This is a genomic window from Streptomyces solicamelliae (assembly GCF_045348655.1).
GTDB lineage: Bacteria > Actinomycetota > Actinomycetes > Streptomycetales > Streptomycetaceae > Streptomyces > Streptomyces solicamelliae.
Genome location: NZ_CP160404.1, coordinates 1,522,937 through 1,540,963 on the forward strand (window position 1 = coordinate 1,522,937; position 18,027 = coordinate 1,540,963).

General features: G+C 71.3%; 19 protein-coding genes. 2 read left to right on the forward strand and 17 right to left on the reverse strand.

What is annotated here, in order from left to right:
- Window positions 1-8: 8 nt before the first annotated feature.
- Window positions 9-713, reverse strand: coding sequence for an antibiotic biosynthesis monooxygenase (locus tag ABZO31_RS07065; RefSeq protein ID WP_406860198.1), 705 nt, complete (start codon window positions 711-713; stop codon window positions 9-11).
- Between the two features lie 66 nt (window positions 714-779).
- A complete protein-coding gene (locus tag ABZO31_RS07070) occupies window positions 780-1,316 on the reverse strand; it encodes an SMI1/KNR4 family protein (RefSeq protein WP_406860199.1) in 537 nt (178 codons plus the stop codon).
- A gap of 103 nt (window positions 1,317-1,419) precedes the next feature.
- Here ABZO31_RS07070 and dapA point away from each other — a divergent pair, with 103 nt between their 5' ends.
- A complete protein-coding gene (gene dapA / locus ABZO31_RS07075; protein WP_406860200.1) occupies window positions 1,420-2,313 on the forward strand; it encodes a 4-hydroxy-tetrahydrodipicolinate synthase in 894 nt (297 codons plus the stop codon).
- Here dapA and ABZO31_RS07080 read toward each other — a convergent pair.
- From ABZO31_RS07080 to ABZO31_RS07105, 6 genes are all read right to left on the reverse strand, one after another.
- On the reverse strand, window positions 2,298-2,522 hold the full coding sequence (locus ABZO31_RS07080; protein ID WP_406860201.1) for a hypothetical protein: 225 nt from the start codon (window positions 2,520-2,522) through the stop codon (window positions 2,298-2,300). The genes dapA and ABZO31_RS07080 overlap by 16 nt on opposite strands.
- A gap of 75 nt (window positions 2,523-2,597) precedes the next feature.
- Window positions 2,598-3,587 (reverse strand): 2,3,4,5-tetrahydropyridine-2,6-dicarboxylate N-succinyltransferase, encoded by a 990-nt coding sequence (gene dapD / locus ABZO31_RS07085; RefSeq protein ID WP_406860203.1) that lies wholly within the window; start codon window positions 3,585-3,587, stop codon window positions 2,598-2,600.
- A gap of 115 nt (window positions 3,588-3,702) precedes the next feature.
- Window positions 3,703-4,752, reverse strand: a complete 1,050-nt coding sequence (locus ABZO31_RS07090; RefSeq protein ID WP_406860204.1) for a hypothetical protein — start codon at window positions 4,750-4,752, stop codon at window positions 3,703-3,705.
- The gene (locus tag ABZO31_RS07095) at window positions 4,745-5,344 is read right to left on the reverse strand and encodes an RNA polymerase sigma factor (protein ID WP_406860205.1); all 600 of its coding nucleotides are present in this window, start codon (window positions 5,342-5,344) and stop codon (window positions 4,745-4,747) included. Before ABZO31_RS07095 ends, ABZO31_RS07090 begins: the two co-directional genes overlap by 8 nt.
- 75 nt (window positions 5,345-5,419) lie before the next feature.
- Window positions 5,420-5,962 (reverse strand): TetR/AcrR family transcriptional regulator, encoded by a 543-nt coding sequence (locus tag ABZO31_RS07100; RefSeq protein ID WP_406860206.1) that lies wholly within the window; start codon window positions 5,960-5,962, stop codon window positions 5,420-5,422.
- The gene (locus ABZO31_RS07105; RefSeq protein WP_406860207.1) at window positions 5,962-6,282 is read right to left on the reverse strand and encodes a DMT family transporter; all 321 of its coding nucleotides are present in this window, start codon (window positions 6,280-6,282) and stop codon (window positions 5,962-5,964) included. Before ABZO31_RS07105 ends, ABZO31_RS07100 begins: the two co-directional genes overlap by 1 nt.
- Before the next feature lie 103 nt (window positions 6,283-6,385).
- Here ABZO31_RS07105 and ABZO31_RS07110 point away from each other — a divergent pair, with 103 nt between their 5' ends.
- Window positions 6,386-7,519 (forward strand): hypothetical protein, encoded by a 1,134-nt coding sequence (locus ABZO31_RS07110; RefSeq protein ID WP_406860208.1) that lies wholly within the window; start codon window positions 6,386-6,388, stop codon window positions 7,517-7,519.
- A gap of 57 nt (window positions 7,520-7,576) precedes the next feature.
- Here the strand turns inward: ABZO31_RS07110 and ABZO31_RS07115 are convergent, their stop codons facing one another.
- The 9 genes from ABZO31_RS07115 to ABZO31_RS07155 form a co-directional block, all read right to left on the reverse strand.
- Window positions 7,577-7,951, reverse strand: a complete 375-nt coding sequence (locus ABZO31_RS07115; RefSeq protein ID WP_393647162.1) for a metal-sulfur cluster assembly factor — start codon at window positions 7,949-7,951, stop codon at window positions 7,577-7,579.
- Window positions 7,948-8,412: a Fe-S cluster assembly sulfur transfer protein SufU gene (gene sufU, locus ABZO31_RS07120; RefSeq protein ID WP_406860209.1), complete on the reverse strand. Its 465-nt coding sequence runs from the start codon at window positions 8,410-8,412 to the stop codon at window positions 7,948-7,950. Before sufU ends, ABZO31_RS07115 begins: the two co-directional genes overlap by 4 nt.
- 9 nt (window positions 8,413-8,421) lie before the next feature.
- Window positions 8,422-9,678 carry a cysteine desulfurase gene (locus tag ABZO31_RS07125; RefSeq protein WP_406860210.1) on the reverse strand — a complete coding sequence of 419 codons (1,257 nt, stop codon included), beginning with the start codon at window positions 9,676-9,678 and terminating at the stop codon, window positions 8,422-8,424.
- Entirely contained in the window at window positions 9,675-10,439 is a 765-nt protein-coding gene (gene sufC, locus ABZO31_RS07130; protein WP_406860211.1) for a Fe-S cluster assembly ATPase SufC, read from the reverse strand. The genes ABZO31_RS07125 and sufC overlap by 4 nt, the downstream gene beginning before the upstream one ends.
- Before the next feature lie 7 nt (window positions 10,440-10,446).
- A complete protein-coding gene (locus ABZO31_RS07135) occupies window positions 10,447-10,764 on the reverse strand; it encodes a bifunctional 3-phenylpropionate/cinnamic acid dioxygenase ferredoxin subunit (RefSeq protein ID WP_393647158.1) in 318 nt (105 codons plus the stop codon).
- Window positions 10,764-11,945: a Fe-S cluster assembly protein SufD gene (sufD, locus tag ABZO31_RS07140; protein WP_406860212.1), complete on the reverse strand. Its 1,182-nt coding sequence runs from the start codon at window positions 11,943-11,945 to the stop codon at window positions 10,764-10,766. Before sufD ends, ABZO31_RS07135 begins: the two co-directional genes overlap by 1 nt.
- 65 nt (window positions 11,946-12,010) lie before the next feature.
- Window positions 12,011-13,426: a Fe-S cluster assembly protein SufB gene (gene sufB, locus ABZO31_RS07145; RefSeq protein ID WP_406860213.1), complete on the reverse strand. Its 1,416-nt coding sequence runs from the start codon at window positions 13,424-13,426 to the stop codon at window positions 12,011-12,013.
- Window positions 13,423-14,148, reverse strand: coding sequence for a helix-turn-helix transcriptional regulator (locus tag ABZO31_RS07150; protein WP_406860214.1), 726 nt, complete (start codon window positions 14,146-14,148; stop codon window positions 13,423-13,425). Before ABZO31_RS07150 ends, sufB begins: the two co-directional genes overlap by 4 nt.
- A 165-nt stretch (window positions 14,149-14,313) precedes the next feature.
- On the reverse strand, window positions 14,314-17,916 hold the full coding sequence (locus tag ABZO31_RS07155; RefSeq protein WP_406860215.1) for a S8 family serine peptidase: 3,603 nt from the start codon (window positions 17,914-17,916) through the stop codon (window positions 14,314-14,316).
- Window positions 17,917-18,027: the final 111 nt, after the last annotated feature.

An 18,027-nucleotide genomic window follows, 5' to 3' on the forward strand; every position in this document is an offset into this window, starting at 1 on the left:
GCCGGAGGCTACGCGCCCGCGCTGAGGCTCAGCGCGGGCGCGTAGCGCGTCACCGTGGTGCGGACGACACCCGGGTACTCCTGCACCTTCGCCCACTGCGGTGTCGCGGAGCCGTCGCGCCTTCGGGCGAGCGCCCCGACGTGGGCCTGACGGCTCTCCCACTCGGTGTAGTTGAGGACGCGGGCGCCGTCGACGCCCAGGTGGAAGTGCGCGGAGATGCCGCCCGGCGCCGGGTCCGGGTCTGCCGCCCGGGCCTCGACGACGGTGTCCACCCAGTCCCGCTGCCGTGCGGCGTCGGGCCCGTCGAACTCCACGTCCACGGCGACCACGCAGCCCGGGACGCGGGGCTCGCCCGTCGCCAGGGAGCGGTACGGCGGGTGGTAGCGGTGCAGCACGACCCGCTCGATGCCGGGCACCGCCGCGTCGATCTCCCCGTTGCGGTCGTCCCGGTGGCGCCCCACGAAGTCCTGGTACTCCTGCTCGCCGGTCCACTGCGAGTAGTGCAGCAGGGTGTCGCCGTCGTCGCCGATGTACACGGAGTACGAGAGCAGGCCGACGTCCGGCCAGTCACGGGCCTGCCAGGCCCTGGCGATGGCGTCCACGGCCGCCCGCTGCCGTTCCGGCGTGCCGACGCGCCAGGTGCTGGCCATGACGAGCCCGAGGTCGGCGCGGCGCAGGTCGGGACGGGCGTGCGGGTGGATGACGGCGTTCACGGAGGGCTCCTTCGTTCGTCGAGAACCCCACCCTCCGACCTCAAGCACGCTTGAGGTCAACCCCGTTCACTCTCCCGTCCAGTGCACCGCCCACTGCGCGAAGCCGGGCTCGCCCTCTCCCTCGTACCCGAAGTCCGGACCGAACGGTCCCGCGCCGACGTCGGCGACGCACCACACGCGGCCGCGCTGCGGGCCGCTGACGACGAGGTGCCAGTACAGCCCGCAGCCGTCCGTGCCGAGCACGAGCGAGCCGTGGTCGTAGACCGGGTCGACCAGCACCTCCAGCTCGTCCTCGTCGTGCTCCTCGTCGTCCTCCCACGTCCACGCCTCGGTGAGCGGGAAGGGCGCGGCCAGGTCGCGCTCGGCGGCCGGCGTCGGGAAGTCGGCGGGCTGCTCGCCGAGGGGAACGACCCCGCCGGCCCAGCCGTCACCTATCTCCGCCACGTACGTGCGGTACGGCTCGGGCAGCACGACGTCGTGCGCGGCCTCGAAGGCGCGCACCCCGTCCCAGCCGAGGGGTTCACGGTCGTGGCCTGCGGACAGGCGGGTGCGCAGCAGGTCGAGGTCCTCCGGCAGAGCGGTGGACGGCTTGGGGTCGCTCATGGGTCCATTGGATCAGACGGGTCCGACACTTCACCGTCGCTTACCCCTCCCCCCAAGAAGATCTAAGTGGACCTTCACGGTCGGAGCTGCCAAGACTGGAGTGATGAGCACTCACCTCACCGAACGCCGCCGCCCCTTCGGCCGGGCCCTGTGCGCCATGGTCACCCCCTTCGACGCCGCCGGCGGACCGGACCTCGGCGCGGCGGCGAAGCTGGCCGCCACGCTGGTCACCGAGGGCTGCGACGGGCTCGTCCTCAACGGCACCACGGGCGAGTCCCCCACCACCTCGGACGCCGAGAAGGCGGCGCTGATCCGCGCGGTGCGGGAGGCCGTCGGTCCCGGACCGGCCCTCGTCGCAGGCGTCGGCACCGCCGACACCCGGCACACCGTCGAACTGGCCCGGCAGGCCGAGGACGCGGGCGCGGACGGGCTGCTGGTGATCCCGCCGTACTACAGCAGGCCCCCGCAGGCCGCCGTGGAGGCGCACTTCCTGAAGGTGGCGGACGCGACGGGCCTGCCGGTGATGCTGTACGACATCCCCGGCCGCACGGCGACCCGTATCGAGCCGGAGACGATGATCCGGCTGGCCGCGCACCCGCGGATCGTGGCGGTGAAGGACTGCGCCTACGACCTGCTGGGTTCGACGAAGGTGCTCGCGCGGACCTCGCTGGCGTACTACTCCGGCTGCGAGGAGCTGAACCTGCCGCTGTACGCGCTCGGCGGCAGCGGCTACATCAGCACGGTCGCGAACGTGGTCCCGGGTCCGCTGCGCGCGGTCCTGGACGCGTTCGACCGGGGCGACACGGCGGAGGCGGCCCGGCTCAACGCGCTGAACCTGCCGCTCGCCGAGCTGATGATGGCCTCGGGCCTGCCCGGCACGGTCACCGCCAAGGCGCTGCTCGGGATGCCGGTCCGCGAACCGCTGCAGCCCGCCGGCCGCGAGGCGGTCGACGGGCTGCGCGCGGCGTACGAGGAGCTGGTTCAGTCGTACACGTAGGTGCTGCCGAACAGCGCCGCGTGCTCGAGGACGTCCTCCAGGGGGTCGTCGATCTGACCCGTGTGGAGCGCGAGGCTGGGGCCGTTCGAGACGGCGGGGCCGTTGTGCGAGCCGCTGTGCGTCTCGTCCGCCACCGCGGTCCCGGCGGCCGGCAGCAGCACCGCCGCCGCGACCACGCACGCCCTGCCGATGATGTCCCTCGTCCTCATGCCCGCTCCTCCGCTTGTCCGATCGGGTGACTCCGCCTTGTATCGCTAACGCAGAGTCACCGCGATCGGTCACGCTCAGTTGTGGCTGTGGAGGATGTCGTTCAGACCGCCCCAGACCGCGTTGTTCGGGCGGGCCTCGACGGCGCCGGTGACCGAGTTGCGGCGGAAGAGGATGTTCGACGCGCCGGACAGCTCACGGGCCTTGACGACCTGTCCGTCCGGCATGGTGACGCGGGTGCCGGCGGTCACGTACAGACCGGCCTCCACGACGACCTCGTCGCCGAGCGCGATGCCGACGCCCGCCTCGGCGCCGATCAGGCAGCGCTCGCCGATGGAGATGACCACGTTGCCGCCGCCGGACAGGGTGCCCATGGTGGACGCGCCGCCGCCGATGTCGGAGCCGTTACCGACGACGACGCCGGCGGAGATGCGGCCCTCGACCATGGAGGTGCCGAGGGTGCCGGCGTTGAAGTTGACGAAGCCCTCGTGCATGACGGTGGTGCCCGCGGCGAGGTGCGCGCCGAGCCGGACGCGGTCCGCGTCGGCGATCCGAACGCCGGACGGGACGACGTAGTCGGTCATCCGCGGGAACTTGTCGATCGACGTGACCTGGAGGTGCAGGCCCTCGGCGCGGGCGTTGAGCCGCACCTTCTCGATGTCGTCCACGGCGACCGGGCCGAGCGAGGTCCAGGCGACGTTGGCCAGCAGGCCGAAGACGCCGTCCAGGCTCTGGCCGTGCGGCTTGACCAGGCGGTGCGAGAGCAGGTGCAGACGCAGGTAGGCGTCGTGGGCGTCGAGCGGCTTGTCGTCGAGCGAGGAGATGACCGTCCGCACGGCGACGACCTCGACGCCACGCCGCGCGTCCACGCCGAGCGCCTTGGCGGCGCCCGCGCCGAGGGCGTTGACGGCGGCCTCGGCGGACAGCCGCTCGGTGCCGGCCGGGCCGGGGGCCTCGGTGAGCTCGGGGGCGGGGAACCAGGTGTCGAGTACGGTGCCGTCGCCGGCGACGGTGGCGAGGCCGGCGGCGACGGCGCCGGTGGTGCGAGGAGCAGTGGTGTCGGTCATGAGGGAAACCTAACCGGCCCGCCCTCCCCCGGGCGAACCGGTCTCAGCTCCCGGTCGGGGCGTCGGCGGTTCCGCCGGAGCGGGCGGGCCGGGTTCGGGTGTTCACCCAGGTCGGTCAGCGCCAGTCGCCGAGTTCGTCGGAGATCCCGACGTCGACGAGGGCTGTGTAGTCGATCAGGCTGCCCGGCTTCCCGAAGGGGCCCAGCTGCTTGATCGGCTCGGTGCCGATCCTCGTGCGCATTCCGAGCACCCGGTACGTCTTGAGGTCCAGGAGCAGTTCGCTCCGCGGCTGCTTCGCGGACTGCGCATCCCCCTTGTGGGCGACGACCGCGACCTTCCGCCCGAACATCGCGTCCTGCTCCTGGGTCACCATGACACCGGGGATCCTCGCCATGGCCCGGTACACGGTGGCGGTGAACTCGGGCGTGGTCTCCAGCGGCATGTGGAACAGGCCGACGAGCGTCTGGAAGTCCCCTGCGTCGTCCGCCTTGGTGCTGAAGTCGCCGCTGATTCCCGACCCGCGCAGCTCGTCCACGAGGTGCTCCGGCGTGCGTGGCTTGGCGACGAAGTCGTAGTAGTACCCGATCGGCCTGCCGTATTTGGGGTAGGGCCCTGCGGACATGTTGAAGGAGTCCGTCTTGCCGCACTTGCCCGCGCGGTGGGTCGCGCCCCCTCCTTTCGTCCCGTCGCCCCTGCGCCAGAACTCGTCGACCTGGACCTGCACGACCCCCGGCCCGAGGCCGCCCGGAAGATCGACGGCGCAGTCCTTCGGCAGGGGCGGGAACTCGGACTTCTTCTCGGGCTCCGGCCGCCAGAGGTCGGCCGAGATCCTGTACGCCCACTCGTCCGGCCCCAGCCGCGGCGCCGGCTTCCCGTCCCCCGTCCTCTCGATGCCCCGCGCCGCCTCCTCCAGGAACGTGACGCCGCTCGCCGGCCGGACCTCGTCGCGGGGCGGCCCGGACCAGGTCTGGACGCCGAGCACCACCAAGGCTGTCAGCGCCGCCGCCCCGACCGGCGCGACGATCTTCAGGCGCAGACGCTCCCCCCAGCCCGGGTCCCGGCGCGCGGTCGCGTCGAGGAGGCGTTGGCGGCCGGGGGTGAGCCGGGCGCGGTCCGGGGCCGGGGCGTCCGCCCGGAAGTCCCGGAGGGTCTTCATCTCATCCATGGGCCGCCTCCGGGGCACTGTCGTGGACGCGCGTGGGATCGGCGTCTCCGAGCGCGCCGCGCAGGGTCGTGCGGGCGCGGTTGAGCCGGGACCTGACCGTCCCGACGGGGATGTCGAGGGCCTCCGCGACCTCCTGGTAGCTGAGGTCCGCCCAGGCGACCAGGAGCAGCGTGTGCCGGTCCCGGGCCGACAGCCGGGCCAGCGCGGCGGCGAGGGGACCGTGCGCGGCCTGAGCGGCGAGCCGGTCGTCGGCCCGGTCCGACCATGCCTCGGCGACCGGGTCGTGGCCGGTGCGGGCCAGGGCCTTCAGCGCACGGACCTCGGTGCGGCGGTGCCGGCCGATGAGGTTGGCGGCGATGCCGTACAGCCAGGGCCGGGCGCTGCCACGGGTCGTGTCGTAGCGGTGCCTGATCCGGAAGGCCGTCAGGAAGGTCTCGGCCGTGATGTCGTCGGCCACCTCGTCCCCGAGGCGACGGGCGGCGTAGCGGTGTATGTCGGCCGCGTGGCGGCTGTACAACTCCGCGAAGAGCTCTGGCCGTTCGCGCGACGCGGCGACGACATCCGCGTCCGCGGACTCCGAGGGCCCGGTCACGGCCGCTCCTGTTCCGTAGTCGATAGCTGTCACACCCGTTGTTGCCCGCAGCGCCGGAACGGGTTCACGGCCGCGTCAGCGGATGATCCGCGCCAGCATCTCGCGCGCGTACGCCTCGTCGTACGCGCCGCCCGTCAGCAGCACCTGGAGGCCGATGCCGTCCATCAGGGCGGCCACGGCGCGGGCGGTGGCGGGGTCGGTGCGGCGGGTCAGCAGCGTGGTGACCTGCTCCGTCCACTCGGCCGCGACCGGGCGGAGGGCGGGGCGGCGCAGCGCGGCGAGATAGAGCTCGTACTCCAGCTCCACGCCGGTGCGGTCGCCGCGGAGCCAGACGCCGGTGAGCCGGGCGAGTTCCGCGGCCAGGTCGGCCGAGGGGTCGGCCAGCGTCTCGCTCTCGCGGAGAATGGCGGCGAAGCCCTCGTTGGCCTGGCGCAGTGCGGCGACCAGCAGTTCGTCGAGGGAGCCGAAGTGGTACGTGGTGGAGCCCAGCGGCACGTCCGCCTCGGCGGCCGCGGTGCGGTGGCTGAGCCCGGCGATGCCGTCCCGGCCGACCACCCGCAGGGCCGCGTCGACGATCCGGCGGCGGCGGTCCGGGTCGTACCGGCGGGCCCGGGCCATCAGTGGGCGCCGCCGAGGTTGAGGACCGCGACCCCGGCGATGATCATGCCGATGCCGGCGATCTTGGCGAGGTTCATGCCCTCGCCGAGGAAGAGGGCGCCGATCGCCGCGACGGCGGCCGTGCCGACTCCGGACCAGATGGCGTAGGCGGTGCCGATCTGAAGGGTCTTCAGCGCCTGCGCGAGCAGGCCGAAGGCGAGGACGTAGCCCGCGCAGGTGACGAGGGAGGGAACGAGCCGGGAGAAGCCCTCGCTGTACTTCATGGAGAGCGTGGCGACGATCTCCGCGGCGATCGCTCCGGCGAGCAGTCCGTAACCCATGCGTACGAGCGTACACAACGCGCCCATGTCCTTGGCATGTCCCCTCCGGATACCGTGTGCGGGTCACCCATCGGTGGCGGGAACAGGACGCAGGGAGCGGGGAATGTCGCAGAACCAGGGGTGGGGCCCGTACGGCGATCCGGGCCGGGGCGCGGGCTGGGGTCCGCCGCCCCCGCCGCAGCCCGGGGTGATCCCGCTGCGGCCGCTCGGCATCGGTGATCTGCTGGGCGGCGCCATGTCGGCGATCGGCCGGTACAAGAGCGCGGTGTTCGGCATACCGCTGGTCGTCTTCGGCGTGTACTCGGTGGTGGTCGGCGTGGCCGTGCTCCTCGCCGTCTCGGGGGTCGCCGACGCCGTTCCCGACTTCGTCGACGCCGTCGACGACCCGTCCCGCACGGAGCCGCCCCCGTGGGAGGTGTTCCAGCCGTTCGTCGTCGCGTTCGTCAGTGTGATCGCCGTGCTGACGGTCGGCTATGTGATCGCGGTCGCGACGGTGCAGGCCGCCATGCTCGCCGTCCTCCAGAGCGCGGTGGTCGGCCGCCCGGCGACCTTCGGCTCCGTGTGGCGCGAGGCGCTGCCCCGGGTGCCTGCGCTGATCGGCACCACCCTGCTGAGCGGGCTGATCGCCATGATCCCGACGGTCCTGGCCGTCGTCGCCTTCTCGGTCGTCGTGATCGGCACCTCGGTGGCCGCGGTGTCCGGGGACGGTGACGACGGGGCGGCCGCGGGCGTGATCCTCGTCGTCGGCCTGCTCGGCGCGCTGGTCACCGCCGTCCCGGCGATCTGGCTGTACGTGAAGTTCATCCTGGCCCCGGCCGCCGTGGTCTTCGAGAAGCAGGGGCCGATCGCGGCGCTGCGCCGCTCCTCCCGGCTGGTGCGCGGCCGCTGGTGGCCGGTCTTCGGCATCACGATCCTGGTCGCGCTCATCGCCGGTGTGATCGCCGGCGTGGTCCAGCAGGTCCTCGTCATGGTCGGCATGGTCCCGCTGATGACGGCCGCCTCCGACCTCGGCCCGGATCCGCAGGTGTCCGACGTCGTGTCGGTGGTCTCCGTGTACGTCGTGATCGTCCTGGTGGCCCAGCTGGTCGGCTACCTCATCCAGACCACGTTCCCGCCCCTGGTCAACGGCCTGCTCTACGTGGACCAGCGGATCCGCAACGAGAACCTGGCCCCGGCGCTCGCCGAGAGCGCCGCGGCGCACCGGACGCCGGGGACGCCCGGGACACCGGGCTTCTGAGCTCGCGCATGCGAAAGGGCCGCACCCCGAGGGGTGCGGCCCTTCACACGTGGCCGATCAGACGTTGAAGCCGAGCGCGCGCAGCTGCTCACGGCCGTCGTCGGTGATCTTGTCGGGGCCCCACGGCGGCATCCAGACCCAGTTGATCCGCAGCTCGTTGACGATGCCGTCGGTGGCCGCCTTCGCCTGGTCCTCGATCACGTCGGTCAGCGGACAGGCCGCCGACGTCAGCGTCATGTCGAGCGTCGCGATGTTCGCGTCGTCGATGTGAATGCCGTAGATCAGGCCGAGGTTGACCACGTCGATGCCCAGCTCGGGGTCGACGACGTCGTACAGCGCCTCGCGGACCTCCTCCTCGGAGGCCGGCTTGAGCGCCACGGCCTCGGCGGCCTGCTCCGTCGTGGCCGTGGTGGCCTCTGCGTTCTCGGTCATGCCGACTTCCCTTCCGCCGCGCCGCCCAGAGCCTGGGCCGTCGCGTCCTTCCACGCCATCCAGCTGAGCAGCGCGCACTTCACCCGGGCCGGGTACTTGGAGACTCCGGCGAACGCGACCGCGTCCTCCAGGATCTCCTCCATCGCGTCGTCCGGCTGGATCTGGCCCTTGGACTGCATCAGCTCCAGGAACGTGCCCTGGATCTTCTGCGCCTCGGCCAGCTCCTTGCCGACGAGCAGCTCGTTCAGGACGGACGCCGAGGCCTGGCTGATCGAGCAGCCCTGGCCCTCGTACGACACGTCCTCGATGCGCGAGCCGTCGTACTTCACGCGCAGCGTGATCTCGTCGCCGCACGTCGGGTTGACGTGGTGCACCTCGGCGTCGCCGTCCCGCAAGCCCCGCCCGTGCGGGTGCTTGTAGTGGTCCAGGATGACGTCCTGGTACATCGAATCCAGCTTCACAGGTCAGCCCTATCCGAAGAAGTTACGGACGTGCTCCAGCCCCTCGACCAGGGCGTCGACCTCGGCCGGAGTGGAGTACAGATAGAACGACGCCCGCGTGGTCGCAGGAATTCCGTACCGCAGGCAGACGGGCCGCGCGCAGTGGTGGCCGACCCGGACCGCGATGCCCTGCTCGTCGAGCACCTGGCCCACGTCGTGCGGGTGGATGTCGCCGAGCACGAAGGAGATCGCGGCGCCGCGGTCCTCGGCCGTGGTGGGGCCGATGATCCGCAGGTCGGGGACCTCCTGCAGACGCCGTACGGCGTACTCGGTGATCGCGTGCTCGTGGCGCGCGATGTTCTCCATGCCGATCGCCGACAGGTAGTCCACGGCCGCGCCGAGGCCGACGGCCTGCGCGATCGGGGGCGTGCCCGCCTCGAACTTGTGCGGGGCCGGCGCGTACGTCGACGAGTGCATCGACACGGTCTCGATCATCTCGCCGCCGCCGAGGAACGGCGGCAGGTCCTCGAGGAGCTCCTGCCGTCCCCACAGCACGCCGATACCGGTCGGGGCGCACATCTTGTGGCCGGTGAAGGCCACGAAGTCGGCCTGCAGCGCCTGCACGTCCAGCACCATGTGCGGGGCCGCCTGCGAGGCGTCGATGCAGACGAGGGCGCCGACCTCCTGGGCGCGGCGGATGATCGTCTCGACCGGGTTGACGGTGCCGAGCAGGTTGGAGACCAGCGTGAAGGAGACGATCTTCGTCTTCTCGGTGATGATCTCGTCGATGTTCGACAGGTCGAGCCGGCCGTCGTCGGTGAGGCCGAACCACTTCAGCTTCGCGCCGGTGCGCTGCGAAAGCAGCTGCCACGGCACGATGTTGGAGTGGTGCTCCATCTCCGTGATGGCGATCTCGGTCTCGTGGTCCACCCGGTAGGGCTCGTCGGCCCAGCCCAGCATGTTGGCCACGAGGTTGAGCGACTCGGAGGCGTTCTTGGTGAAGATCACCTCGTCGCGGCTCGGCGCGTTGATGAAGGCGGCGACCTTGTCGCGAGCGCCTTCGTACAGCGCCGTGGCCTCCTCGGCGACCGTGTACACGCCGCGGTGCACGTTCGCGTTGTGCCGCTCGTAGTACGCGTTGAGCGCGTCGAGCACCTGGCGCGGCTTCTGCGAGGTCGCGGCGGAGTCCAGGTAGACGATCTTCTTCCCGTCGTGGACCACTCGATCCAGCAGGGGGAAGTCCTTGCGGATCGCCTCGGTGTCGAGGAGGCCCGGCAGCTGTGTCACGCGGATGCGCCGCCCTTCACGTACTTGTCGTAGCCCTCGTTCTCCAGCTGGTCCGCGAGCTCGGCGCCGCCGGACTCGACGATGCGGCCGTTCGCGAACACGTGCACGAAGTCGGGCTTGATGTAGCGGAGGATCCGCGTGTAGTGGGTGATCAGCAGGGTGCCGACCTCGCCGGTCTCGCGGACGCGGTTGACGCCCTCGGAGACGATGCGCAGGGCGTCGACGTCGAGGCCGGAGTCGGTCTCGTCGAGGATCGCGAGCTTCGGCTTGAGGAGCTCCAGCTGCAGGATCTCGTGGCGCTTCTTCTCACCGCCGGAGAAGCCCTCGTTGACGTTGCGCTCGGCGAAGGAGGGGTCCATCTGGAGCTGCTCCATGGCCTCCTTCACCTCCTTGACCCAGGTGCGCAGCTTGGGGGCCTCGCCGCGGATGGCGGTGGCGGAGGTGCGCAGGAAGTTGGAGACCGAGACGCCGGGGACCTCGACCGGGTACTGCATGGCGAGGAAGAGGCCGGCGCGGGCGCGCTCGTCGACCGACATCTCCAGGACGTCCTCACCGTCAAGGGTGACGGTGCCGCCGGTGATCGTGTACTTCGGGTGGCCGGCCAGCGAGTACGCCAGGGTCGACTTGCCGGAGCCGTTGGGGCCCATGACGGCGTGGGTCTCGCCCTGCTTGATGGTCAGGTCGACACCCTTGAGGATCTCGCGCGGACCGTTCTCGGCCTCGACGGAGACGTGCAGGTCGTGGATTTCAAGCGTTGCCATGGGTGACTCAGGACTCCTGGGTGACGGAGACGAGCACATCGTCCCCTTCGATCTTTACGGGGTACACGGGGACGGGGCGCGTCGCGGGAAGACCGGACGGCTTGCCGGTGCGGAGGTCGAAGCTGGAGCCGTGCAGCCAGCACTCGATGGCGCAGTCCTCGACCTCGCCCTCCGAGAGGGAGACGTTCGCGTGCGAGCAGATGTCGTTGATCGCGAACACCTCGCCCTCGGCGCGGACGACGGACACCGGCGTGCCGTCGACCTCGACCCGCTTGGGGGTGTCGGTCTCCAGCTCGCTCAGCGCGCAGACGCGGACGAAGGCCATCAGACGGAAGCCTCCAGCTCGGCCTCGATCTTGGCGATCAGCCGCTCCTCGACGTCCGGCAGGCCGATCTGCTGCACCAGCTCGGCGAAGAAGCCGCGCACGACCAGACGGCGGGCCTCCTTCTCCGGGATGCCGCGGGCCATCAGGTAGAAGAGCTGCTCGTCGTCGAAGCGGCCGGTGGCCGAGGCGTGGCCGGCGCCGGCGATCTCACCGGTCTCGATCTCGAGGTTCGGCACCGAGTCGACCCGGGCGCCGTCGGTAAGGACGAGGTTCCGGTTCAGCTCGTAGGTGTCGGTGCCCTCGGCCGCGGCCTGGATCAGGACGTCGCCGATCCACACCGCGTGCGCGTCCTGGCCCTGCAGCGCGCCCTTGTAGGCCACGTTGGACTTGCAGTGCGGGGTGTTGTGGTCGACGAGCAGGCGGTGCTCGTGGTGCTGGCCGGCGTCGGTGAAGTACAGGCCGAGCAGCTCGGCCTCGCCGCCGGGGCCGGCGTACTCGACGCGCGGGTGGATGCGCACCAGGTCGCCGCCGAAGGTGACGACGACGGACTTGAAGGAGGCGTCGCGGCCGAGCAGCGCGTTGTGCTGGGCGACGTGGACGGCCTTCTCGTCCCAGTCCTGGACGGAGACGACGGTGAGCTTCGCGCCGTCGCCGAGGACGTAGTCCACGTTGGCGGCGAGCACCGCGTCGCCGGTGTGGTCGATGACGACCAGGGCCTCGGCGAAGGCGCCGAGCTCGATCACCTGGTGGCCGAAGGCGACGCCGCCCTCGCCGTGCACGGCGATGCGGATCGGCTCGCTGAGCACGGCCTCCTTGGCGACGGTGACGACCGAGGCCTTCTCGAAGCCGGAGTACGCCTGGGCGGCGACCCGGTCGACGGGCGTGCCGGCCTTGTGCAGCCGGGAGTCGTCGCGGCCCACGGTCTCCACGGTGACGCCCTCGGGGGCCTCGACCTCGACGCGGACGCCTTCGCCGGTGGCGACGGCGGTGCCGTCGTGCAGGCCGCGCAGGCGCTCCAGCGGGGTGAACCGCCACTCCTCCTCGCGACCGTGCGGGACCGGGAAGTCCGCGACGTCGAAGGAGGGCGGGGCGCTCATGCGCGTGGCGACGGTGGACTCTGCGGCCACCGCGATCGAGCCCGCGGTGGTGGAGCCCGCGGGGATGTTCTGAGCGTCAGCCATGGCTGTCGTAGTGCTCTCTTCCTGCGTTGTGAATCGGTCGCTGCGTACGAAAGGGGGCGAGGGCCTCAGCCGACCGCGCCTTCCATCTGCAGCTCGATCAGCCGGTTCAGCTCCAGCGCGTACTCCATCGGCAGCTCCTTGGCGATCGGCTCGACGAAGCCGCGCACGATCATCGCCATGGCCTCCTGCTCGGTCAGGCCGCGCTGCATCAGGTAGAAGAGCTGGTCCTCGGAGACCTTGGAGACGGTCGCCTCGTGGCCCATCGTGACGTCGTCCTCGCGGACGTCCACGTAGGGGTAGGTGTCGGAGCGGGAGATCGTGTCGACGAGCAGTGCGTCGCAGAGCACGTTCGACTTGGCGCCCGGGGCGCCCTCGCCGATCTCGATCAGACCGCGGTAGGAGGTACGGCCGCCGCCGCGGGCCACCGACTTCGAGACGATGCTCGACGAGGTGTTCGGCGCCATGTGGACCATCTTCGCGCCGGCGTCCTGGTGCTGGCCCTCGCCGGCGAAGGCGATGGACAGGGTCTCGCCCTTGGCGTGCTCGCCCATCAGGTAGACGGCCGGGTACTTCATGGTGACCTTGGAGCCGATGTTGCCGTCGACCCACTCCATCGTCGCGCCCTCGTAGGCGACGGCGCGCTTGGTCACCAGGTTGTAGACGTTGTTCGACCAGTTCTGGATCGTCGTGTAGCGGCAGCGGCCGCCCTTCTTGACGATGATCTCCACGACCGCGGAGTGCAGCGAGTCGGAGGAGTAGATCGGGGCGGTGCAGCCCTCGACGTAGTGGACGTAGGCGTCCTCGTCGACGATGATCAGCGTCCGCTCGAACTGGCCCATGTTCTCCGTGTTGATGCGGAAGTAGGCCTGCAGCGGGATCTCGACGTGCACGCCCTTCGGCACGTAGATGAACGATCCGCCGGACCAGACGGCGGTGTTCAGGGAGGCGAACTTGTTGTCGCCGACCGGGATGACGGTGCCGAAGTACTCCTTGAAGAGCTCCTCGTGCTCCTTCAGCGCGGTGTCGGTGTCGACGAAGATGACGCCCTGCTCCTCCAGGTCCTCGCGGATCTGGTGGTAGACGACCTCGGACTCGTACTGGGCGGCGACGCCGGCGACCAGGCGCTGCTTCTCCGCCTCCGGGATGCCGAGCTTGTCGTACGTGTTCTTGATGTCCTCCGGCAGGTCCTCCCAGGACTCGGCCTGCTTCTCGGTGGACCGCACGAAGTACTTGATGTTGTCGAAGTCGATGCCGGACAGGTCGGAGCCCCAGGTCGGCATGGGCTTCTTGCCGAAGAGCCGCAGACCCTTGAGCCGGAGCTTCAGCATCCACTCGGGCTCGTTCTTCTTCTCCGAGATGTCGCGGACGACGGCCTCGGAGAGTCCTCGCTGAGCGGCGGCACCGGCCGCGTCCGAGTCGGCCCAGCCGTACTCGTACCGACCCAGGCCCTCGAGCTCGGGGTGGCTGATCTCGGTGGTCATGCGGGGTTCCTCCCGGCCGTGCTTGCGGATGCTGATGAAGAAGTGGTCTGTGGGGCGCCGTGCGGGATGAACGTGGTACAGACGCCGTCACCATGCGCGATGGTGGCCAGACGCTGGACGTGCGTTCCCAGGAGGCGGGAGAAGATCTCCGTCTCCGCCTCGCACAGCTGTGGGTACTGCTCGGCGACGTGGGCGACCGGGCAGTGGTGCTGGCAGAGCTGTTCGCCGACGGGCGCCTGCCGCGCAGTGGCAGCGTACCCGTCCGCCGTGAGCGCCTTGGCCAGCGCCTCGGTGCGCTCCGCGGGCTCCGCCGACTCGACGGCCCGCCGGTACGTCTCGGCCTGCGCCTCGATGCGGTCCCGGGCGAAGGCGGCCACGGCGGCCTCCCCTCCGGCGTTCCGCTCGATCCAGCGCAGCGCCTCGACGGCCAGCGTGTCGTACGACTGGTCGAAGGCGTCCCGGCCGCAGTCGGTCAGTGCGAAGACCTTGGCCGGGCGTCCGCGGGTACGGGTCCCGTAGACGCGCTTCTCACGCGCTTCCACCACGTTGTCGGCGACGAGCGAGTCCAGATGGCGGCGGACGGCGGCCTGGGTGAGGCCGAGCCGCTCCGCGAGGTCGGCGACGGTGGAGGGTCCGTGGTCAAGGATGGACCGCGCGACCCGGTTACGCGTCGATCGTTCACCGGTCGCGAGTTCCTCCGGAGCCTCGCCGACGTTTTTCACAACGCCATTGTTGCGTAATTCTTCGGAAGCTGACAAGCCGCGTCCCGCCGGGCGGATGGTGCGGTGCATCACTCAGGTAAGGCTTACCTGACCTGCGGAAATGATCTCCGAACGTCCTGCGGCCGCGTCCCGGAGGAAGCGGCCGCAGGCGTCGGGCAGGCGATGTCAGCCGGTCAGATCAGGGCGCTCCGTCACCCGGACCGAGTTGACCAGCGGCTTTCCGGCGTTCGCCACGAAGCGCAGATTGAGCTGCCCGTCCGTGACCTTCACGGTGAAGCTCCGGTCGTGCGCCACCCGCACCCCCGCCTCCAGGGCGAGGTCCAGATTGGGCACGACCTGCTGCCCCTCCGCCATCACGTCGAAGACCCGGTCCGTCGGGCCCTTGGCCGCGAGCTCGGCGAAGCCCAGCTCGACCTGGTACGTGCCGTCCGGCAGCCCGTCGAAGCGGTACTCGTACATGCCCTGGCGGGCCGTGCGGTACAGCGTCGGGTCGGCGGCGCCGGTGATCTCCCGGGTGGTGGACGGCGTGGTGGTCGAACCGAGCCAGCCGTACGAGCCCGCCGCGTGCTTGCGGTCCGGTCCCCAGGCGTCGCCCAGCGCGTCCACGGACTGGCCGGTCGCACCCGCGTCGACGGCGGTGCGGTAGGCCGGGACCACCAGCTTCACCGGGATGTCGATCACGGGCCGGCGCCCGCTCTGCGAGGTCACCTGGAGGGTGCCGGTGAGGACGGTGCCGGGAGCCACGCCCGTGGTGTCGAACGAGAGCGCCACCTGGGCCTTGTCGTACGGGCTCACGCCCTCGGGCTCCAGGTCACCGGCGGCCGGCGAGACGGAGACCCAGCTCTTGCCGTCCTTCTCGGCCACCTTGAACCAGGCGGCGAGGCTGCCCGTGTTGGCCAGGTTCAGCGTCCGGGTCCGGGTCTGGCCGGCCGGGGCGATCACGGTGAGCGCCTCGGTGTCGGCGGTGACCCGGCCGGTGCCGAGCTCGCCGTTCACCACGTACACCTCGCCGTTCCGGGCCGTGATCGAGCTGCCGTCGGGCCAGTAGTGGCCGGCGCTGATGCCGATGTCGTAGTCGCGCCACCCGGCCGGCATCTGGAGCAGGTAGACGCCGTTCGCGTCGGTGTCCTCGGTCGGGCCGAGGCCGCCGCTGCTGGCGAAGACCCGCGCGCTGGCGACCGGCTGGAGGTCGTTGGCGTCGACGACCCGGCCGGTGACGACGGCGGTCGTGGTCTGCCGCAGGGCGATCACGGTCCCGTCGGTCAGCGTGCCCTCGTTGTACGAGTACAGCAGCGCGTCCGTGCCGGTGTGGCTCTCGGCGCCGATCGTCGCCGTGGAGCCGTTCTCCAGGCCGGCCCCGGAGACGTCCTTGTAGTGCAGGGACGCGGAGCCGTCCTCGCTCAGCGCGGCGGCGAAGGAGATCCGCTCGCCGGAGGCCGAACCGGCGATCAGCGCGTTGCGCCACTCGACGACGAGCCGGCGGTGCGGGGCCGTGCCGGTGGTCCCCCAGTACACGCCCGCCTCGGCGTCGACCGTGAGGTTGTCCCAGAACGGGTACAGCGCGCCGTTCGGGGTCGAGGCGGTCGGCAGGGTGGTGTTGGAGCTGGACGTGGAGGACGCCCCGAAGGAGAGCACGCCGTCCACGGACGCGGTCGCCTGGCGGTAGGTCCTCCCGTAGAAGGGCACCGGGAACGGCAGCGCGAAGGTGGCGGTGCCGAAGGTGGTGCTGGAGTACGCCAGCTTGGTCGCGCCCGTCGGGAAGTCCGCGGCGGCGGAGACCGCGCAGGCGGTGCCGAAGGCGTCGGTACGGGCCGGCAGCGCGATGTTCTTCGTGGTGGCCCCGGTGACCTCGACCTGGACGGTGGTCGCCGAGGCGCAGCGGTGCGCGGGCACGACGTTCAGCTGGTACGTGCCGTGCGGCAGGCGCAGCGTGTAGCGGCCGTCCGGGCCCGTCTTGCCGGTCACGGGCGTGCCCTGGGCGGTGAGCACCGCGTGGCCCTCGGGACCGGTCGCGCCGGTGACCACGCCGGTGACGTCGGCCGACGGGGCCTCGTCGAGGGCGAAGTCCTTCACGGCGGAGCCGTTCTCGGTGACGGTCACGGCGCCGGTGGCGGCGAGGTGGCCGAACTTGGTCACGCCGACCGTGTAGTCGCCGACCATGAGCTTGGGCAGGGCGTAGCCGCCGTCCGCGCCGGTGGTGACGGTGGCCTTCATCGGGCCGTCGAAGCGCAGCACGGCGTCGGCGACCGGCGTGCCGGCGGCGGTGACCTTGCCGGCGACCGCGCCGAGGGGGCCGCGCGGGGCGGCGGTGACGGCCGCGTACGCGTCGAGCCGGCCCTCGCCGAAGACGTTGTTGTCGGCCGGGGTGCCGCCGCAGGTGGTGGCGTCGACGTCGATCGCGGTGGAGTCGAGGAGCTTCTCGGTCTGCGTCACGTCGCCGCGGATCGCGGGCGAGGCGGACCACATCAGGGCCACGGTGGCCGCGGTGTGCGGGGAGGCCATCGAGGTGCCGGAGATGGCGTTGTAGCCGCCGTTGTTCCAGGACGCGCGGACGTTGACGCCGGGCGCGGCCAGGTTCGGCTTGATCGCGCCGGTCTCGCCGGTGCCGCGCGAGGAGAACGAGGCGATCGCGTTGTTGCTGTCGAAGGCCCCGGAGGAGTAGCTGTTCACGTACGAGCCCGGGGAGCCGGCGGTGTTGCAGCCGGGGCCGCTGTTGCCGTTGGAGAAGGCCGGGAAGATCCCGGCGTCCCGCCAGGCCTGGACGGTGGTCTTGTACCAGGTGTCCAGGACGGCGCTGCCCCAGGAGTTGTTCACCACGTCCGGGGCGAGCTCGGGCCGGGGGTTCTGGCCAGCCGCGTCGGTGGGGGCGACGATCCACTGGCCGGAACGGAGCAGCGAGTCGCGGGAGCAGGAGCTGGACTCGCAGCCCTTGGCGGCGATCCAACGGGCGCCGGGCGCGACGCCGACCTGGTTGCCGGCGCCGTCGTCGCCGACCATGGTGCCCATGGTGTGCGTGCCGTGGCCGTTGTTGTCGCAGGGCGCGGTGCCGGTGCAGACCTGGGCCGGGTCGAACCAGTGGTAGGCGTGGTCGTACGTGCCGTCCGCCTTCAGGCCCCGGTAGGCGGCCTTCACGGCCGGGTGGTCGTACTGGACGCCGGAGTCGATGTTGGCGACGGTGATCCCCTCGCCGCGTACGCCCAGCTCGGACCAGACCCGCGGGGCGTTGATCCGCTCCACGTTCCACTCGACGGCGTCGGTGCGCGGCTCCGCCTCGCCGGGCAGCGGGTCGGGCAGCCGGACCGGGTCGTCGGCCTCCAGGGCGGCGACCTCGGGGCGGGCGGCGAGCTTCCGGGCGAGCGCCTCGTCGCCGGTGACCTTGAGGGTGTTGGCGATCCAGAAGGACTCGTACCTGCCGCCGGCGTCCTTGATCAGCGCCCGCAGCCCGGCCTGGCTCTTCTCGGCGTGCGCGGTCTTGGCGGCGCGCAGGGCGCGGGCCTTGGCGGCCTTGCCGGCGGCCTTGCGCGCGGTGGTGGTGTCGGCCTCGGCCGCGAGGCTGACCCAGAAGACCGCGGTCTTCCGGGTGCCCAGCGCGCTGCGGAGCGCGGCCTCGGTCTTCTGCGCGTAGGCGGCGGGCTGCCGGGCCTCCGGGTCCTGTGCCTGCGCGGGAGCGGCACTCAGTGCGAGGGGCAGGACGACGAGGGCGGCGGTCAGTGCGGCGAGCGATCGTGTGCGTCTCGGTCCGGAATCTGCTCTGGGGCGTATCGCCACGGACTCTCCCTTCACGGATGGTGCGCGGATCGGTGCGTACCGTTGTCCGATCGTGAAGGAATTGGCAGGTACATGTGGGCGAATCGGGGGACAACTTCCGGTCATTCCTGG